Here is a 20,035-nt window from a genome sequence, read left to right as displayed (position 1 = left end):
CATTAATTTATTTTATACAAAAAAGCATGTTGGTCAGTCTAAAAAAACTCTGAACAACATGCAAGTTAAAGGCAACTTATTATGATTGCTTTTGGTTAAGCTTTAGATTGATTACTTTGAGCTTCGCATTCGCGGCGCACATCTTCAATGATTTTAAGTTCTTCCTGACTAAAAGGTTGTTCATTAAGCTGTTGCTTTTTGAACGTTGGGTCAAGGAGAGACAAACGCTGACACAAATTATTCATACGTTTTTCATTGTGCTGAATACGATCTAACAACACACGCATACCTTCTAACATTGGGTCAGTTTGGTCTTGTGTTGCAGCATACGGTTGGAAACCAATACTTTCTGCATAATCGCGACGACGGCTTTCAGCTTCATCTTTTGGCTTATCTTTCGTGATAAAGCGTGCTGGATTACCTACAGCGGTAGTATCCGCAGGAACTTCTTTGGTCACCACGGCATTTGAGCCGACTTTGGCATTTTTACCTACCGTAAATGGGCCTAAGATCTTTGCACCAGCGCCAACCACTACGCCATCTTCCAAGGTGGGGTGACGTTTGCCTTTATTCCAAGTTGTGCCCCCTAAGGTCACACCATGGTAAAGGGTGACATCATCACCAATTTCAGCTGTTTCACCAATCACCACACCCATACCATGGTCAATGAAGAAACGACGACCGATTTTCGCACCCGGATGAATCTCAATGCCTGTGGCAAAGCGGCTAAAAGAAGACAATAGACGAGCTGAGCCTTTACACTCTTTTTTCCAAAGTTCATGTGCCATACGATGCATGATTAAGGCATGAATTCCTGGATAAGTCGTTAAGACTTCGAGCGTATTTCGTGCAGCAGGATCGCGCGCGAATACAGCCTGTATATCTTCTTTGAGCTGCTTAAGCATTAGATTGATCCTCATTGTCTGTAGATTTTTTCCATGTTCCGTTATTTAAAGCCTGTACTCGGCTAAAGATGCCACGTAATAAGTGGTATTCCATACGATCTAATTGTATACGTCCAAATAGGCGACGCAAGCGTAAAGGTAATAATCTTGGATTTTTTGGATCCATAAATTCAATCTCTGCCAGCATTTTTTCAATATGCGGGTAGAACTGTTCCATCATTTCATGGGTCACCAAAGGTTCATCCCATTCCATATCGATGTCATCGGTAACATGCATATTGGCATCAGGATTTGCAGTTAACTCAGTATGTGCAAGGGCGGCCATGCGCATTTCATAGCAAATGACTTGAATCGCTTGGGCAACGTTTAAGACGCCATATTCAGTATTCACTGGAATAGTGACATGGTAGTTGGCCATTGCCAATTCTTCATTGGTCAAACCACGGTCTTCACGGCCAAACACCACGGCAATTTCTTGCTGTTGTTCGCAGACCGCTTTGAGAGACATTTCGGCAGCAGGGCGAGCGTCAAGTAATGGCCATGGGATGGTACGACTACGCGCACTAGTACCAAAGATAATATGACAATCTTTAATGGCTTCTTCTAATGATTCAACGATTTCAATTTGATCAATTAAATCGACAGCACCGGCAGCCAAAGCATTAATGTCAGGATGCGGGTAAGTCTTCGGTGCAACTAAGACCAGCTTTGAAAGTCCCATGGTTTTCATGGCACGTAATGCACTACCAATATTTGCGGGTAATGTTGTATTCACCATGACAATACGCACATGGGAGAGATGTGCTGAAACCGCAGCATTGTCAGTTTGATTCATGATATTTCCAATATGTTTATTTAAAAAAGCAGTTCAAACAGCGTTTAAACTTTAAGAAAATTGATTGGCTTCTGCTTGGTATAAATCCATGGCATCATCCATGCTCATCCCATCTGGCGGTGGCGGAACCTGCGCAGGAATAGAGGCTTGTTCATAACTTACCGCTTTGGCAGCTTTGGATTTGACATGATATTCGACATGCAAAGATTCTTTACCGAAGTAGTCACGCAGCTTAGACAGTAATTCATCTAGTGGGGCAACTTTCCAGTTTAAGCCCAAATGAATGTCGGCCGTCGCATATGGATAGTCAATATATAACTGCACAGGTATATGCGTACACATATCGACATTGCAAAAAGGCAGTAAAATATTTTGGATGTCGCGTGATAGCGTTTTACTAAAATGTTCAGGTGTTAATTTAATTTGAATGGCATTGGCACGTTTTTGACGGATTTCATTCAAACTGAAGGCTTTAGTTAAGCGACCCATTGGCCGATCAAAACCTTCACGTTCGTAAATTTCACCTTCAATGACCACCACTTTTTCGTTTTGAATCACGTCTTTGAAGCGGTTAAAACGTTCGTGATTCGCAGACACTTCAATACGTGCTGTACCATCATCGAGTGTCACCATCATACGGTTCGGGAAGTTGGCTACATCGACGACTAGGCCTGCAAATACTGTAGTGACACCGCGACGTGTAGGCGTAAGTTCATTAATACGCTGTGAAATAAAGGCTTTTAACTCTGATCGATACACATCGATCGGATGACCTGTTAGATAAAGCCCAAGAGTATCTTTTTCACCTTTAAGACGAACTTCATCTGACCACGGTTTAACAGGTTTAGAAGGTTTACGCTGAACTTCTTCAACTTCACCAAATAAATCCATCATCCCTGTTTCGCGGTTAGTGCGGGCTTGGTCAGCCGCTTGTACAGCTTCTGGCAATTGCGCCATCAAGTCAGCGCGTTCTAATCCTAAACAATCCAGTGCGCCACCACGAATCAATGCTTCAAGCGTGCGCTTATTGATTTTTTTTAGGTCAATACGATGGCAGAAGTCAAACAGATCTTTATATGGGCCATCTTGGATACGTGAGTCAATCACAGACTGCATGGCAGCTTCACCGACACCCTTGATCGCACCTAAACCATAGACGATGGTTTTTGGATCGCTGGCATGGAAATTATATAAAGACATATTGACCGAAGGTGGTAAGACTTCAAGACCATTAATACGACAGTCATCGATTAAGAACACCACGTTGTCCGTGTTCTGCATTTCCGAGGTCATCACTGCTGACATAAATTCAGCAGGGAAATGTGCTTTTAACCAAGCAGTTTGATATGCAACAAGGGCATAGGCAGCGGCATGGGATTTGTTAAAACCATAGCCTGCGAATTTTTCCATATAGTCGAAGATATGGTTGGCCGTATCTGCATCAATACCTTTGGTTGCAGCACCCTCAGTAAAGATCTGACGGTGCTTAATCATTTCTTCGACTTTCTTTTTACCCATAGCACGACGAAGTAAATCCGCGCCACCCAAGCTATAGCCAGCACAGAACTGCGCTGCCTGCATTACCTGTTCCTGATACACCATAATACCGTATGTCGGTTCAAGGACACTTTCTAGTAATGGATGTAAGTATTCAAACTCGCCACCATGCATACGGTAAATAAAGTCAGGAATCAGATCCATCGGGCCTGGACGGTATAAAGACACGAAAGCAATAATTTCTTCGAACTTACTTGGACGTGCCTCTTTCAGCATTTTTTTCATGCCGACGGATTCAAACTGGAAGACCGCTGTGGTATTCGCATCTGCGAACACAGCATAGGCAGGTTTGTCATCCAAAGGAATCAGGGAAATATCGACAGGTGTAGTGATATCTGGACGGGTATTAATGTGCTTAATGGCATCTTCAATTACCGTTAAGTTACGTAAGCCCAAGAAGTCGAATTTAACTAGACCTGCAGCTTCCACATCGTCTTTATCGAATTGGGCGACACGGTTAGTTCCATCTGCATCACATAGGACAGCCGAATAGTCAGTTAACTTAGTTGGTGCAATAACCACACCACCGGCATGTTTACCTGTGTTACGGGTAATGCCTTCAAGTTTGAGTGCCATTTCCCAAATTTCGGCTGCATCGTCGTTATCTGGGTTAGATGGGTTAGTGACAATGTCTTTTAGCTGTGGTTCGGCCTCAATGGATTCTTCCAAACTTAAACCTAAAGGCTTGGTCGGAATCATTTTAGAAATACGGTCAGCTAAACCATAAGATTTACCCAAGACACGGGCTACGTCACGAATCGCACCTTTTGCCGCCATGGTACCGAAAGTTGCAATCTGAGAGACCGCATCTCGACCATAAGTGCGTGCAACATAGTCAATAACACGGTCACGACCTGCAATACAGAAATCGACGTCAAAGTCGGGCATTGATACACGTTCAGGGTTTAAGAAACGTTCGAACAGTAGGTCATAACGCAGTGGATCTAGGTCGGTAATTTTTAAACTATAGGCAACCAAGGAACCTGCACCCGAACCACGGCCTGGACCAACAGGGACGCCATTACCTTTAGACCATTGAATAAAGTCCATGACAATCAGGAAGTAACCTGGGAATTGCATGGTCAGGATGATCCCAACTTCATAAGCCAAACGTTCATCATAAGGCTTACGAATTTCTGGCCAGTCGTCACCACGTTGTTCGACAGGATATAAATGCGCTAAACGTTCTTCTAAACCTTCTTTTGATAAATGTTCAAAATAGGTGTCAATTGTATGACCTTCAGGAATTGGATAATCGGGAAGGTCGTGGAAGCCTAAACGTAATGACACATTACAGCGTCGCGCAATGTGATAGGTATTTTCTATAGCCGTTGGAATGTCTGCAAACAGCTCCGTCATTTCCTCGGCAGTTTTAAAATACTGTTCAGGACTGTAATTTTTAGGGCGACGATTGTCACCGAGGACATAGCCATCGGCAATACAAACGCGTGCTTCATGTGCCTCGAAATCTTCTTTACGTATAAAATGCACATCGTTATGAGCAACCACACCAATGTTAAATTTCTTCGCAAGTTTTACTGCTTCGTGAATAAAGTCTTCTTCACCCGAGCGCTCAGTTCGTGTAATCGCTAGATAAACACGATTGCCAAATTTTTCGACCCATTCAGCTAACAGGGGTTCAGCTTTTTGCGGGTTAGAAGAGCAAAGCATTTTGCCGACATCACTTTGCATACCCAGTAAAACAATCAAATCTTGGTGTTGATTTAAAATCCAATCTTTTTTTACGCAAGGAATATCAAGCTGTTGACCTGAAATATAACCTTCAGAAACCAACTCTGTTAGACTGCGCCAACCTTTATTGGTCATCGCTAGAAGAGTAGCTTTGTGTTCAGCATCATTCAAACGAATGGTTGAACCAAATATGGGTTTAATGCCTTTATCTAAGCACTTTTTATAGAATTTTACAGCAGCATGTAGATTTGAAAGGTCAGTAATGGCCAGAGCGGGCATTTCATCTGCAGCTGCAGCTTTTACAAGATCAGGTATACGTACAATAGATTCAGTAATGGAAAATTCTGTAAAAATACCAAGATGTACAAAGTGCATAGATGAGTCCCTGCGAAAACAGCTGCTGATTTTAGCATGCTCTGAGATCAAACTTGCGTTTATTGCATGGCTTTATGCAGATTTATAAACTCACTGTTTAATCAATAAACGCTGTATGACAAACACCATTTAGCAAGCAATACCTTGATTAACTGAAAAAGCTATTAATTTGCTATTTTTAAAGTTGAAGGCTAGATTGCCAATATAGGGTAAATCATAGTTATGCGGCTCTTTCAGTACGGATTTTGCATGAGTGGTGAGAGTAAAATCACATAAGCCACTTCATTTGGATTGGCCAATTTTGCACTTTTGGTAAAGTCTTTTACAAATTGTTGATAGTCATTTTGGCTTATCAGATGTTTTGACCCAATTTGAATTTTAACGCGTATTTGAGTGGATTTATCCCATTCCATCCAAACATTCCCTTTGGTTTGTCCAAGTTGGGCGAAGCTGCTTTTATTTTTATAGAATGAATCATTTTTAACTTGAGAATTGTCCTCAGCATAAATTTCAAATTTTAGAAATTTACCTTTTGATGTGACATGAAATTCAGTATTGCCGGCACATTCTGAATATTCATATTTAAGCTTTACTGGATTTTTGCTGATTAATGCATTTGCTTTTGATGCAGGCAAGGGTCAGGCTAAGTCAACATCATTTACCTTAATACTAGTGACATAGTCATAATCAGCAATGGATGCAGATGCTGCTGAAGTGATGAATATCCACGTTGTGAAAAAAGTTAAGCGTAAAATTTGTGTTAGCAGTATTGTTTGCATGGGGAATATAAAATCCTGTTCTTTTGATATTTTGTACTCAATCAAGTTTTTGTAAACGTAATATTGAAGGTTATATTTTAAATTTTATGGTGTTGCTAATTTGCCGTCAAAATAATTTAAAACTAAAAAAAATTTTGGTTTAATTTTAGCTTAAAAAAAACCAAATCTTAAACATTAAAAAGCCCTCCGAAGAGAGCTTAAATATATGAATTATGCAGGCTTAGCGCAGTTTTGATAACCAGTCTCCCAGACTTTGAACAATTTGCACCAAAATCAACAAGACAATCACGGTCATGATGACCACGCTACTATCAAAACGTTGATAACCATAAGAAATGGCAAGATCACCGATACCGCCTGCACCTACTGCACCCGCCATGGCTGTTGCACCAATTAAGCTAATGGTTGCAGTCGTTAAGTTTAAAATTAAAGAGCTACGAGACTCTGGTAGGACAAATTTAGTAATGATTTGCAGCGGAGATGCACCCATCGCTTGAGCAGACTCAATGATGCCGTCATTCACTTCAAGCAACGAAGTTTCAATCAGACGACCAATGTAAGGACCAACATAGATTGTGAGGGGAACAATTGCAGCCCAAGTACCAATTGAAGTACCCACAATGACTTTGGTCAAAGGGATGACCGCAATCAAGAGGATAATAAATGGCAATGAACGCAGCGCATTCACAATCGGGTTCAAACCATGGTAGATGACACGATTAGGCAAAATGCCTTGTGGACGTGAGACATATAAAATCACGGCCTGGATAAAACCCCAAATACAGCCGAAGAGCATGGCGAAGAACACCATGTGAAAAGTTTCTTGTAGGGCAGTGACGAACTGATCCATAGACAAAGAACTTTTCCAAAAGGGTGCTGTAATTTGAGTCAGCCATTGAACAATTAAATCTCTCATTGCTGAACTCCTGCTTGAGTGACTTCAACCCCATGGTGTTCTAAGAACGCCACTGATTGTTGAATCAATGCTGCATCACCTAATAGCTGAACGAACATTTGACCAATTACCGCACCATTAATTTCAGTCATATTGGCAAACAAAATATTCAGGCTAATATCAAACTGTTTAATTACCGCTTGAATGACGGTTTCCTGTGCCGAACTGCCCAGAAATTTTAAACAATAAATACTGTTATGGTTTTGATTTTCTAGATTATTTAAAATATTAACAGGAAGCTGTTGCTGCAATACAGTTTGAATAAAGTTTTTGGTTGTATTGTGTTTTGGCTGACTAAAAATCTCTAAGGTTGAGCCGTGTTCGATGATTTTCCCTTGTTCCATCACCGCAACATAATCACAAACAGATTCAATCACATCCATTTCATGGGTGACCATGACAATAGTAATGCCTTGTTCTTGATTGATTTTCTTTAATAACGCCAATACCGAGTTAGTGGTTTGCGGATCGAGAGCAGATGTTGCTTCATCACACAGTAAAATTTTAGGATGATTGGCAAGCGCACGGGCAATCCCGACACGTTGTTTTTGACCACCAGAGAGCTCATCTGGATAGGCATTTTTCTTATGTTTTAGGTCAATAAATTCGAGCAACTCTTCTAAACGTTTTTGGCGTTCAGCTTTAGACACACCTAAAAGTTTAAGCGGCATTTCAATATTTTCTGCAACTGTTTTGGTTTGCAGTAAATTGAAGTGCTGGAAGATCATGCCAATATTGGTTCTTTCTTGACGCAGCTCTGCCGAATTTAAAGCAGTAAAGTCTTTATCATGAATAATAATTTGCCCTTCACTCGGACGTTCTAGCAAATTAATTAAACGGATTAAGGTACTTTTGCCTGCACCACTGTAGCCAATTAAACCGAAAATACAGCCATCTGGAATGTCCAGATTAATCTGATCCAGTGCTGTAACGGTTTGGCCTTTTAGCTCAAAATGCTTGGAGATATTTTTAAATTGGATCATAGCGTCAAAAAAGGGTTCAGAAATGAAAAAACAGGCAAAGTAAACTTTGCCTGTTTATTTGAAGAAATTATATTACTATTTTGCTTCAGTGAGGTAGCTAGTTGGTTTGTTTACATCAATTTTAGTACCACCAAAATGTTCATCGATGTAAGCTTTAACAGCTGGAGTGTGATAAAGCGCGCCTACTTTTTGTAGTACTGGGTCATTTTGACGGTCAGCAGCAACAGCAAGAATGTTCACGTTCATTTTTGTACTTTGATCGATTGGCTCATAGTAAACCGCATCTTTCAGTACGTTTAAACCACCTTCCATTGCAAGGGTATTACCCAAAACAATCGCATCAACTTCGTCTTTAACACGAACCGCAGTCGCCATTTGAATTGGTTTAATTACGATTTTCTTCGCATTTTCAGTTACGTCAGCAGGTGTGCCTTTTACATCGTCAAAATCTGCTTTAAGTTTGATTAAGCCAGCAGATTGAAGTAGTAACAATGCACGTGATTCGTTTGCGCCATCATTTGGAATCGCAATGGTTGCACCTGTTTTAAACTCTTCAAGTTTTTTAACTTTGCTTGAATAGATACCCATGGGTTCTAAATAAGTTGTCGAAAGCGGTGCAATTTTATCTTTATTGTTGTCATTGAACGCAACCATATAGGCATATGATTGGAATGCGTTAACATCAATTTCTTTATTCGCTACAGCAGTGTTCATAGACACATAGTCAGTGAAGTTTTTCACTTCAAGTTTAATGCCAGCTTCTTTGGTTTCAGGAAGCGAAGCAATGTAGCGCCAAATATCAGCATCCGAACCAGTCGAAGCCATAGTGACGGTTTGCACTTCTGCAGTGTCTTTTTGTTGTGCTGCGTCAGTTGCAGGAGCTTCTTGTTTACCACAGCCTGAAAGGCCAACAGATAAACCGAGAACTAATCCTAGGAGCTTTTTCATATATTCACCCGAGTAAATTTATAAAATTAATAAATTCACAAATCATATTATGGAGAGATTTACTTAAGTCTTTTATCAGACAGGCTGATAGATGCTTAATAATTTAAAATGCTACACAGACTTATACAATTAGATCTGAGTCTATTTCCAAATGGGAAAAGATAGCCATTGCAAGCTGCTGTAAACAAAAGATTTAATAAAGCAAATCTCTATATTTCGCTAGGCATCATATCAATTTTTTATTATTCAATATAGTGATTTAAAAAGTTATGCTTAGCACCAAAAATGTAAATGGAATATGTTTAATTAAATAATTTAATAAGTAAAAACAATATATTATTTATAATTAAACTATTTAAGTACGTCATTTGTATATGTTTAGGTCTATATAACAAATTTTAAAATGTATTGCTGAAAAAATGATAAAAATGAAATAAGTCCTGTCATACACAAAATTGGTAACATTCATATGTGAAAATAACGGAGAGTTTCAATCTAAGCTGAGTTGAAATATTTATTGGTATATTTGAAGTTCAACTCTGATTCATGGTTTTTCAAAATTTTAGATCTAAATCTGAGGAAGATTGAATCCGCAATATTGTTTAATATAAGCTGCTTAATAATTGATCATAATAAATTGCTATGTGAGGCACGCTATGTCAAATCAGTTTGATTTCGTCTCAGTTGTAAAAAAGCCTACGGTTCATTATGGCGGTAGATCTGTGAACCATGTATTAAAAATGGAAGATGGTAGTCAAAAAACCATCGGTGTATTTTTGCCATCAGAGCAACCCATGACGTTTGAGGCGCATGTGAAAGAACGTGTTGAAATCACATCGGGGCAGTGTGTTGTGCAAATTGGAGAGCAGGGCGAGTTTGTTCAATATACGTCTGGCGAAAGCTTTATTGTTCCACAAGATTCTATTTTCAAAGTGCAATGTACCGATGTTGTTGATTATGTATGCCATTTTGATTAAGTATGCTTAGACAGGTTTGCAGTTGCTTCAGCTTTACACCTTATGATTTTTTTATTTCTAAGTTATAGCAATTGATATTTTTATTGCTTAAACCCCGCACTTAGCGAGGTTTCTTATATGATTACATGAATGATTTTGCTGTCTTATAGGAAATCCTGTAGTAACTAAAATTAAGGTTTTTAACATCTTCTATAGCCACTGTTTGGCAGAGTTAATGTACTTTAGTTTTGCCGTGAATAATTATTCAATTAGCAAAAGGGGATGTGCAAGTAATCACTACGCTGTATTTCATACAGGATATGTTTATTTAAAGGATGCTCTAGTGGTACAAGTGGATGATTAAATTCACGGACTTTTTGCATACCAATGCGTTGCATGACATGTTCTGATGGTGTGTTTAAGCTTGCTGTAAAGGAAATAACTTTATCTAATCTTAAGTTTCGAAAAGCATGTTTAAGTACAGCTTTTGCACCTTCGGTGGCATAACCTTGATGCCAATATTGCGGTAGTAGTCGCCAGCCGATTTCAGGTGCATCGGCTATTTCAAACTCAGGTGGGTGTACGTGTAAGCCGATAAAGCCAATAAATTCGCCTGTGGCTTTAAGCTCGACGGCATATAAACCCCAACCACGTGTTTCTATTGCATCGCGTAGGCGTTGCATAAATGCAGTGGCTTCGGACGCATCAAGTTTGTTAGGGAAATAGCGCATGACGTCGTCGTCTGCACACATTTGGATGAAAGGGGCAATGTCTGAGTCTTGCCATTGGCGGAGGATGAGGCGAGGGGTGGTAATTGAAGCTGATGACATATACTTAGACCAAGATATAAGATGTTATCTATTAATCATTAAAATTTAATATAACATGGATGAAATTATGTTGGATGATCAACAGATTCAGAATCAAGAAACGCAAGTTTGTAGTAATCCTGCTTGGATGGTTCATCTAAAACCTTTTTCAGCAATCATTAGTGAACAACAACCTAGGATTAATTTTTCATTAGATCAGATCAATAACAATGATTATGAGGGAATGCAACTATCAAAAGTAATCGGAATTCTTTCTTTAGAAAGTGATGATAGTTTAGGTGCTTTAATTAGTTATGACGGAGCAATTGCAATCCCTCAAAGCGAAAATTTTCCAACACGCTTTGATGGTATTACTAAATTAAATGAGATTTTGTGTTGCTTGTTATTAGGTGGGATCCATGCAGAGGTCTTGCATCCTCATGAGTTAGATGTAGGTACATTATATGAAAAGCAAAGTTTGTTTTCTAATTTGCCATCGCTTCATAATCAATTAAGATGCAATTGGGCATCTATATCTGAACGATATGTACCGTTGATGCATCCTAGAGTTTTACATTTTAATGATCTAAGACTCGCTTATAATGCTGGGCAGGAAATAATAAAGTCAATTCCATCTTTTACACCATTCTTTCTATTAAATGGTTATACATCTTTAATTAATCAAAACAATAATGATGCGCTTAATAATTTGTGGATTGTAGTTGAGCAAATTACAGAAATTTTATGGAAGAAAATTTATATTAAATGTAAGGATAGCTATCCAAGACAAGTAAGATGTTTACATACAACATGGGAAGAAGCTAAGTTTTTAAAAAATATAGCAACTAAGCATAAACTTTTAAGGTTAGCCAAAATTATCTCAAGACAAAATTATAAGAAATTAGAGAGTGCCCGAAAATCTCGAAATAAACTAGTGCATACTGGAAGGCGTCCAGAATATGAAGTAATTTTTGAATTGTGGCAAATATTATCCGAGTTGCTTGAGGTAGCTACTTGTAGAAGAAATATAGGCCTTAGAAAAATAAAAGTCGGGAAAGAATTAAACTGGAGTAATCCACAAGATACTAATTTTGATGAATGGAAAGAATTAGTAGCTCAAATGAAATAAAAATTATAAATAAAAACCCCGAACGAATCGGGGTTTTTATTTAATCTAAATATAGATTAAGCATTTTCACGCGCAATTGCACGGTAACCAATATCTTTACGGTATTGAACGCCGTCAAAGGTTACTTTTTGGCAAAGTTCTAAGGCTTTCGCTTGAGCTTCACCAATGGTGTTTCCAAGCGCAGTCACGCACAGTACACGGCCGCCAGCAGTCACAATATCACCATTCTCAAGTGCTTTAGTGCCTGCATGGAAAACTTTAGCATCAGCCATTTCTGTGTCTAAGCCAGAAATCACGTCACCATTGCTAGAAGTTTCAGGGTAGCCCTTAGACGCAAGTACGATACCTACAGTCTTACGCTCATCCCATTCAGCTTCTGCAGGTAAGTTACCCGCAATACCTGCTTCAACTAGGTCAACTAAAGATGATTTTAAACGCATCATAATGGGTTGAGTTTCAGGGTCGCCAAAACGACAGTTGAACTCGATCACTTTAGGTTGACCTTGCTCATCAATCATTAAGCCTGCGTATAAGAAACCTGTATAAACGTGACCGTCTTTTTTCATACCTTCAACGGTAGGACGCATCACTTCATTCATGGTTTTTTCAAATACGTCAGCAGTCACTACAGGCGCGGGAGAGTATGCACCCATACCGCCCGTGTTCGGACCTTGGTCACCTTCAAAGATACGCTTGTGATCTTGTGAAGTTGCCATTGGCAAGATGTTGTCGCCATCAATCATACAAATGAAAGACGCTTCCTCACCTGCAAGAAACTCTTCAATAACCACACGTGAGCCAGCATCACCAAACTTGTTGCCTGAAAGCATGTCATCAATTGCATCGAATGCTTCTTGATTGGTCATGGCAACAATTACGCCTTTACCAGCAGCAAGGCCGTCAGCCTTGATTACAATCGGCGCGCCATTTTTTTCAACAAATGCTTTCGCTGCATCTACTTCTGTAAATACATCATAAAAAGCAGTTGGAATGTTGTGGCGTTTTAAGAAATGCTTAGCAAAAGCTTTAGAGCCTTCAAGCTGCGCTGCAAATTGAGTTGGACCCCAAATTTTTACACCTGCTTCACGGCAAGCATCCACCACACCATTTACAAGTGGTGCTTCAGGGCCAACCACGATTAAATCAACGGCATTGTTTTTTGCAAAGTCGATAATTGCAGCATTGTCTAAAATGTTAAGTGCAACATTTTCGCATTTATTTTCAGTTGCAGAACCCGCATTACCCGGTGCTACAAATACTTTTGCGACTTTGTCATCTTGTGCGATTTTCCATGCTAATGCATGTTCACGACCGCCATTACCCAAAACTAAAATATTCATCGGTTCATACTCCATGAATCGAAAATGACATAAAGTCCTCAGCCTAAAAATAGGAGAGGACTTTATGCAAGATTAGAAATCTGTTTTAAACCACATGTATGACTTTGTCATTACATTCTAAGCACTGTGCTTAGTGGCGGAAATGACGCATGCCAGTGAAGACCATTGCAATACCCGCTTCATCAGCAGCAGCAATTGTTTCTTCATCACGCATAGAACCACCCGGTTGGATAATGCATTTGATACCCGCTTTCGCAGCGTTATCAATGCCATCACGGAATGGGAAGAATGCGTCAGATGCCATTACCGCACCTTCAACCACTAAACCAGCATGTTCAGCTTTAATTGCAGCAATACGAGCAGAGTTAACGCGGCTCATTTGACCTGCGCCAACACCAATGGTTTGACGACCTTTTGCATAAACAATAGCGTTAGACTTAACGTATTTCGCAACTTTCCAAGCAAAGATTAAGTCATCAATTTCTGCTTCAGTTGGCGCACGTTTAGTCACAACTTTTAAGTCATCTTTCGTGATCATGCCTAAGTCTTGGTCTTGAACCAACAAACCGCCATTCACACGTTTGTAATCTAACTGAGCTTTACGTTCAGTAATTGCAGGAAGCTCGCCGCATACGAGTACACGTACGTTTTTCTTCGCGCCAGTCACTTCAAGCACGCCTTCAGCAACGCTTGGAGCAATGATCACTTCAACAAATTGACGGTCAACAATGGCTTGCGCAGTTGCAACATCTAATTCGCGGTTAAATGCAATGATGCCGCCGAATGCAGATTCAGGGTCAGTTGCATAAGCAAGGTCATAAGCCGCTTGGATGCCGTCTAAAGATACTGCTACGCCACATGGGTTTGCGTGTTTAACGATTACACAAGCAGGTTTAGCGAATGATTTAACACATTCAAGTGCTGCGTCAGTGTCTGCGATGTTGTTATAAGATAGTTCTTTACCTTGAAGCTGTTTCGCAGTTGAAACTGAAGCTTCAGTCGCTGTGTCTTCTACATAGAAAGCAGCAGATTGATGCGGGTTTTCACCGTAACGTAAGTCTTGAACTTTGTTCAATTGAGTATTGAAAGTACGCGCAAATTTATCTGCTTGACCTTCTTCCTTACCTACGCGAGCGCCTAAGTAAGAAGCGATCATACCGTCGTATTGAGCAGTATGTTCAAATGCTTTAACCGCAAGGTCAAAACGAGTTGCATGTGAAAGTGAACCTTCAGCTTTAAGCTCAGCAACGACAGTTGCATAGTCAGCAGCATTTACCACGATACCAACAGAAGCATGGTTTTTCGCAGCAGCACGAACCATAGTCGGACCACCGATATCGATGTTTTCAATCGCATCAGCAAGTGAACAGTTTGGTTTTGCAACAGTTGCAGCAAACGGATAAAGGTTAACAACTACAAGATCGATTGCATCGATGTTGTGTTCAGCCATCACAGCTTCGTCTAGACCGCGACGAGCTAAGATACCACCATGAATTTTCGGATGTAGCGTTTTTACACGGCCGTCCATCATCTCTGGGAAACCTGTGTGCTCTGAAACTTCAACTACGGCAACATTATTGTCTTTCAACAATTTGTATGTTCCGCCAGTAGATAAAATTTCTACCCCTAGAGCAGCAAGTTCTTGTGCAAATTCAACAATTCCAGTCTTGTCAGACACAGAGATTAAAGCGCGTTTAATAGTCATGATCTTCGTCACAGTTTTCAAGGAACAGATTAAAACAAAATTAGCAAAATGCAGGTTAAAAAAAATGCCTGCGGAAGCCGCAAGCATTTTATCATTTATTCACTCATTAAACCGTGAGCTTTCAACTTTTTACGTAAAGTACCACGGTTTAAGCCGAGAATCTCAGCAGCACGGGTTTGATTACCACGTGTATATTCAAGAACTACAGATAGAAGAGGCTTCTCCATTTCCGCCAGCACCATATCGTATACCTGAGATGGTTGCTCGCCTTGCAATTGTGCAAAGTAATGGCGAACTGCGCGATCTACGTGAATACGAAGAGCGACATCAGATTGTGCAGTAAAAATAGGAGATTTGCTATTCATGCGAATTAATCCGAAAAATCAAATATCACTTGGGTAAAGTGATTTGTTAAAAGTGGTCTATAAACTTGAATGAACTCCGTTTTAGTTCCTAATGCGGAGTTCTAAAACTTGTACATTACTTGTAGCTTGACACAACTCGCAAAATTGTTCGAAAAATAAGCGTAACAATAGATTAATAATTGTTACAGCCTAAAAAACAAACAAAAAATCTACTCAATACGCAATAAATATTAAAGCGCACGGTTGGGATTGTATTTGTTGTGAAAAATTAGCGAGGAGTTTGCAGCACAAAGCTTTCGTGGCGCGTATCATACCATTGTCTAGGAAAAAGTGAGCAAGAAAACTGCATTTTTTTTATGTTTTTTTTACTTTTTTAATAGTTTTTTTCAATATTAGGGGCGAATCAACTCAATTGAATAATTATCGAAGCTTTTGCGTGCAATTGGTAGGCTAAATTGGAATTTAAAAGGACTACTTTTTGGGATCCGTTGGATGCCATGCAGACTTTCGTCCAAATACTCTTCAGGTAAAAGCGTATAGTTTGCTATTTCAGTACCATTTTCTTTTAGTGAAATTTTCATATTGGGTAAGGCAAGGCTACGGTCATGAAAATTGATCATTTCACCAGTAAAACGTGTTTCATTATTTCCAATGCTACGAATTTTGACTTTTTTGGTACTAATTAAACTGTAGTGTTCTTCGAGACGTGAACAATTAAAGACATCACACACTGCTGTGAATGCAGCACCCATTACTGGGCTGTTTTTTAAATATTGAGGATTGAACCAGAAAAACTGGAATATAAGTGCACCAAATAAGAAGGCATTAATACAGAACCACATAAAATAGTTCAGTGGGGTACGTTTTTTATCCTTTTCAGCCTGTTCTGCCCAATTTACAGCAGGAAGGTTGCCGATCGGTTCGGTGCTGAAATAATTTAAGTTATTTAAATAAGTTTTTAGATCGATATTAGAGTTTTCGACTTTTTGATCAAATAGTTTTAATAAATGGTGGGTTGGTGTTTCTTCAACAGTCACTGGTGTAAGCGTATTATTAAATTCGCTGACATTAATAATAGTATTGGAGTTTTTTTGAGGTGCATTTTCTTGCTCAGGGGTAGAAAAAGACAACGCTTTATCTACCACCAAATGAGACAGTGAATTAAAAGATGTAGAGCACTTTGGGCAACAAACCATGCCCTGAGCGACAGTAAGCTGCGGAACAGTTACTTTATATGTTGTAAAACAAGTTGGGCAGTTAGTTAATTTGTCGCTCATAAGTACACATTTTAAATTTTAATACTGTTGGCGTTTACCCGAAATTCGGCACCATGTTTCGTCACGTTTTTCTACGTCTAATATATCAAAAAATTCAGAATAAACACTAGAAACATCAGAAACTTGCTCTTCAATTACACCTGCAAGTGCGAACTCGCCCTCAGATTTAATTAAAGTTGAGAATTCTGCAGCCAAGGCCATTAGAGGGCCTGCAAGAATATTAGCAACAAACACATCGGCTTTTTGTCCAGCGAGCTCTTGGTTGAACTCTTCAGGTAGGCCTACATACAGATTTTCCAGTACACCATTCAATTCTGCATTTTGTTGTGTTGCTAAAACGGCTTGTGGGTCAATATCAGTGGCATAAACTTTTTTGGCACCCAAAAGTAAAGCGGCAACACCTAAAATACCAGAACCACAACCGTAGTCGATTACGATTTTATCCTTAAGATCAACTTTACCTAACCATTGTAGGCATAAGAATGTTGATGCATGGTTACCAGTACCAAATGCCAGACCTGGGTCTAGTTTGATGTTTACGGCGTCTGCTTCTGGTGCTTCCATCCATTCTGGTACGATCCAGTATTTTTCACCAATTTTAATAGGCTCGTAAGCATCCATCCATGTGCGTTCCCATTCTTGGTCTTCAATGAATTCGCTACGCATTAGTGCTTCAGGAAGTTGAGCTTTAATAAATGTTTTTAATGCAGCAACATCAATTTCTTCATCATCTTCTTGTGCATAGATACCAGTAACGATCACTTTATTCCAAAGTGGTGTTTCACCTGGAAGTGGTTCAAGTAAATCCTGATTTTCTGCATCATCTAGCGTGACACTGACTGCACCTAAAGAACTGAGCAGCGTTTCAGTGTAATCAACTTGAGCTTTTTCAACAGTAATATGAATTTGTAACCACTTCACGGACATAACCTAAATGAGTTTTATAAAAAGCTATTGTAACGGAACTCGGCAACTTGCAGCTAGCGATTATCAAAATTGACAAAAAATAAAAGGATGCACGTAGCATCCTTTTAATTTTTCAATGACTTAACTTTTAATTGTTTCGGTTGTAGTTGTCGAGATTGGTGCAAAACGCGTAATTAGGAAGCCAAATACAGCGGCAAAGATGTACATAAAGATTGAATATACCGCCGCAGGCATTGCTACAGCAGAGCTTGCCATCACCGTTAAGGCGATGGTCATGGCTAACGTACTGTTATGAATACCGATTTCAAATGCACAAGCACGTGCCTGAGCACTATTGATGCCGAACAGTCTTGGAACAAAATAACCGATACATAAGCTGAAAATACAGAATAGAACCGTAGCTAAGCCAACTTGGGTTAGATAAGCCGCAATATTATGTCGTTCAGAGTAAATAGCACCGATAATAATTAAGATGAGAAAGACCACAGCAAAGATGCGGAGTGGTTTATGCAGTTTCTCAGTCAGTTTAGGTGCATAGTGACGAAGCAGCATGCCTATACAGACGGGGATGATAATGATGCCGAAAACTTGGAGGATTTTTCCAAACTGCAGACTGATTTGTTGCCCTTCTTGCATGAAGTGCATGATCGAAAAATTCACGATCAATGGAAGGGTTAATGCTGCAATGACTGAGTTGATGGCGGTCAGGGTAATATTTAAAGCCAAGTCACCTTTAAATAGATAGCTAAATAAGTTAGCTGTGCTACCACCGGGTGAGGCTGCGAGTAGCATCAATCCGACAGCAAGCAGTGGTGGTAATGCTAGCAGTTTACATAGTAGAAAGGCGATACCAACAAGCAACACGAGCTGGCAAAATAATGCGATCAACACGGCTTTAGGGTGCTTGGTGACACGTGCGAAATCTTTGGGGGTAAGTTCTAACCCAAGCCCGATCATAATAAAGGCCAGTGCTAATGGCAAAAGAACCGTAATAATTCCAGAATCCATCTTATTTATTCTCCTTGAGCATATTTAATGGTTTTTCACCAAAGTCCTTATGGTGATTGCGTTAGAAAAAATAGTTTAGGTTTTCACTTGTTGAATCAAGTGACTGCCACGGCGCGTCAAAATAAAACCAAATAAGGTCGCCAATAAATACATAAAAATAGAATAAACACCGGCAGGTATCGCCACTGTGGTGTTTTCAAGCACACTCAGTGCGATGGTTAGGGCGATACTGGTGTTATGAATACCAATCTCAAAGGTACACGCACGAGCCTGTTTTTCAGGCACACCCGAGAGGAATGGAATTAAGTAACCCAAAAATAGTCCACTGAAACAGAGTAAACAGGTTGCAATGCCGACGCTGGCAAAATACGTAATAATGTTGGATTGTTCGCGCAAAACTGCGAGTGTAAAGATAAGAATTAATAAAAAAATAGATAACATTCGCATCGGTTTGTTGATGTGATATGCAATGGTCGGAAAGGAGTTACGAATAAACATACCGAAACATACCGGTATCAAAATAATCAGAAATACATGGGTGATCTTATCGATAGGCATGCCAATACTGGTACTTTCACCAACAAAATGCAAAATGGAAAGGTTGACAATAAAAGGCAATGTAAAGCACGAAACAACTGAGTTAATGGCCGTTAAGCTAATATTTAATGCAACATCACCTTTATATAGGTAGCTATAAAGGTTTGCTGTGGGGCCACCGGGTGAAGCCGCAAGCAACATGAGCCCGACCGCGAGTAAAGGGGGTAACTCAAGCAACTTACACAGGAAAAACGCAATGCTGGTCAGTAGAATAAGCTGAGTAAATAAAGCGATGAAAATAACTTTTGGATAGCGTCCAACGCGTAAAAAGTCTTTGACTGAAAGTTCAAGTCCCAAACCCATCATCATAATGGCTAAAGCAATGGGTAGAAAAAATGCAAATAATCCCGAATCCATGGAATTTCCTGATATTTTTATCCTTATAGTGTTTTTGAGTTTATCTCAGTTTGATAAATAAGCAATAAATAAAAGCGAGTAAAAACTGATGTTTTACCCGCTTTATTTTTGATCTGTTAATTGGTCGATATTTTTATCGACAACTGTTTATTTAGGACGAGGAGGAGTGAACCCTAAAGCACATTTTCCTTTAATTTCTTGTCCATTAATCGTTGCAGTAGTGGCTTTTGCATCTGCACTACATGTGCTTAATAATTCGGCTTCTTCGCCATGAAGATTTGCATTTTTGGAAGAACTAAAAAATTGTGGTTCGCAAGTACCATTCCAGATAATACCGCGATAGGCAAATGAAACTTGAGCGCCTTGGCTTTTACCTTTACAGACTTGTTGATATCGCTGTGCATCATACACTTTCTCAACTTTATCATTGGCTGAGGCAGCAAGTGGTGATAAACATAAACCGCATAAAACCGTGGATAGCAAAATATTCTTATTCATGCTTATAGTCCTTATGATTCTCATGGGATCTATAACAG

The 20,035-nt window shown here is 39.5% G+C and carries 18 protein-coding genes; 2 read left to right on the top strand and 16 right to left on the bottom strand.

Annotated features, from left to right (window positions below):
• Positions 1-95: 95 nt before the first annotated feature.
• The 7 genes from cysE to FTT88_RS01810 all read right to left on the bottom strand — a co-directional run bounded on the left by cysE (position 96) and on the right by FTT88_RS01810 (position 9,029).
• Positions 96-905, bottom strand: a complete 810-nt coding sequence (cysE, locus tag FTT88_RS01840; protein WP_180003858.1) for a serine O-acetyltransferase — start codon at positions 903-905, stop codon at positions 96-98.
• Entirely contained in the window at positions 898-1,740 is an 843-nt protein-coding gene (locus tag FTT88_RS01835) for an RNA methyltransferase (RefSeq protein WP_180003859.1), read from the bottom strand. Before FTT88_RS01835 ends, cysE begins: the two co-directional genes overlap by 8 nt.
• A gap of 51 nt (positions 1,741-1,791) precedes the next feature.
• Positions 1,792-5,364: a DNA polymerase III subunit alpha gene (dnaE, locus tag FTT88_RS01830; protein WP_180003861.1), complete on the bottom strand. Its 3,573-nt coding sequence runs from the start codon at positions 5,362-5,364 to the stop codon at positions 1,792-1,794.
• A 233-nt stretch (positions 5,365-5,597) separates the two neighbouring features.
• Positions 5,598-5,999 (bottom strand): hypothetical protein, encoded by a 402-nt coding sequence (locus FTT88_RS17225; RefSeq protein WP_257222563.1) that lies wholly within the window; start codon positions 5,997-5,999, stop codon positions 5,598-5,600.
• Between the two features lie 364 nt (positions 6,000-6,363).
• On the bottom strand, positions 6,364-7,059 hold the full coding sequence (locus FTT88_RS01820; RefSeq protein ID WP_078188742.1) for a methionine ABC transporter permease: 696 nt from the start codon (positions 7,057-7,059) through the stop codon (positions 6,364-6,366).
• Positions 7,056-8,081 carry a methionine ABC transporter ATP-binding protein gene (locus tag FTT88_RS01815; protein WP_180003863.1) on the bottom strand — a complete coding sequence of 342 codons (1,026 nt, stop codon included), beginning with the start codon at positions 8,079-8,081 and terminating at the stop codon, positions 7,056-7,058. Before FTT88_RS01815 ends, FTT88_RS01820 begins: the two co-directional genes overlap by 4 nt.
• Before the next feature lie 75 nt (positions 8,082-8,156).
• Entirely contained in the window at positions 8,157-9,029 is an 873-nt protein-coding gene (locus FTT88_RS01810; protein WP_168377622.1) for a MetQ/NlpA family ABC transporter substrate-binding protein, read from the bottom strand.
• Between the two features lie 656 nt (positions 9,030-9,685).
• Here FTT88_RS01810 and FTT88_RS01805 point away from each other — a divergent pair.
• Positions 9,686-10,006, top strand: a complete 321-nt coding sequence (locus FTT88_RS01805; protein WP_180003865.1) for a pyrimidine/purine nucleoside phosphorylase — start codon at positions 9,686-9,688, stop codon at positions 10,004-10,006.
• Positions 10,007-10,254: 248 nt separating this feature from the next.
• On the opposite strand, the gene FTT88_RS01800 is transcribed toward FTT88_RS01805, so the two are convergent.
• The gene (locus tag FTT88_RS01800; RefSeq protein ID WP_180003867.1) at positions 10,255-10,815 is read right to left on the bottom strand and encodes a GNAT family N-acetyltransferase; all 561 of its coding nucleotides are present in this window, start codon (positions 10,813-10,815) and stop codon (positions 10,255-10,257) included.
• 67 nt (positions 10,816-10,882) lie between these two features.
• Here FTT88_RS01800 and FTT88_RS01795 point away from each other — a divergent pair, with 67 nt between their 5' ends.
• Positions 10,883-11,923: a hypothetical protein gene (locus tag FTT88_RS01795; protein WP_180003869.1), complete on the top strand. Its 1,041-nt coding sequence runs from the start codon at positions 10,883-10,885 to the stop codon at positions 11,921-11,923.
• 56 nt (positions 11,924-11,979) lie between these two features.
• On the opposite strand, the gene purD is transcribed toward FTT88_RS01795, so the two are convergent.
• The 8 genes from purD to FTT88_RS01755 form a co-directional block, all read right to left on the bottom strand.
• Positions 11,980-13,263: a phosphoribosylamine--glycine ligase gene (purD, locus tag FTT88_RS01790; RefSeq protein ID WP_180003872.1), complete on the bottom strand. Its 1,284-nt coding sequence runs from the start codon at positions 13,261-13,263 to the stop codon at positions 11,980-11,982.
• A 130-nt stretch (positions 13,264-13,393) separates the two neighbouring features.
• Positions 13,394-14,968, bottom strand: a complete 1,575-nt coding sequence (gene purH, locus FTT88_RS01785; RefSeq protein ID WP_180003874.1) for a bifunctional phosphoribosylaminoimidazolecarboxamide formyltransferase/IMP cyclohydrolase — start codon at positions 14,966-14,968, stop codon at positions 13,394-13,396.
• Between the two features lie 95 nt (positions 14,969-15,063).
• Complete coding sequence (gene fis, locus FTT88_RS01780) at positions 15,064-15,333, bottom strand: DNA-binding transcriptional regulator Fis (RefSeq protein WP_001086304.1); 270 nt, start codon at positions 15,331-15,333, stop codon at positions 15,064-15,066.
• Between the two features lie 392 nt (positions 15,334-15,725).
• On the bottom strand, positions 15,726-16,610 hold the full coding sequence (locus FTT88_RS01775; RefSeq protein ID WP_180003876.1) for a DUF3426 domain-containing protein: 885 nt from the start codon (positions 16,608-16,610) through the stop codon (positions 15,726-15,728).
• Between the two features lie 18 nt (positions 16,611-16,628).
• Positions 16,629-17,531 (bottom strand): 50S ribosomal protein L11 methyltransferase, encoded by a 903-nt coding sequence (prmA, locus tag FTT88_RS01770; protein WP_168377617.1) that lies wholly within the window; start codon positions 17,529-17,531, stop codon positions 16,629-16,631.
• A gap of 126 nt (positions 17,532-17,657) precedes the next feature.
• A complete protein-coding gene (locus FTT88_RS01765) occupies positions 17,658-18,545 on the bottom strand; it encodes a bile acid:sodium symporter family protein (protein ID WP_180003877.1) in 888 nt (295 codons plus the stop codon).
• Between the two features lie 75 nt (positions 18,546-18,620).
• Positions 18,621-19,499, bottom strand: a complete 879-nt coding sequence (locus tag FTT88_RS01760; RefSeq protein WP_180003878.1) for a bile acid:sodium symporter family protein — start codon at positions 19,497-19,499, stop codon at positions 18,621-18,623.
• Positions 19,500-19,646: 147 nt separating this feature from the next.
• The gene (locus FTT88_RS01755; RefSeq protein WP_078188731.1) at positions 19,647-19,997 is read right to left on the bottom strand and encodes a hypothetical protein; all 351 of its coding nucleotides are present in this window, start codon (positions 19,995-19,997) and stop codon (positions 19,647-19,649) included.
• Positions 19,998-20,035: the final 38 nt, after the last annotated feature.

Origin of the sequence: Acinetobacter sp. YH01024, from assembly GCF_013420195.1 — a bacterium.
Classification (GTDB): Bacteria; Pseudomonadota; Gammaproteobacteria; order Pseudomonadales; family Moraxellaceae; genus Acinetobacter; species Acinetobacter amyesii.
Note: the sequence above shows the minus strand (reverse complement) of the source record. Positions and strands in the feature narration are given on the sequence as shown.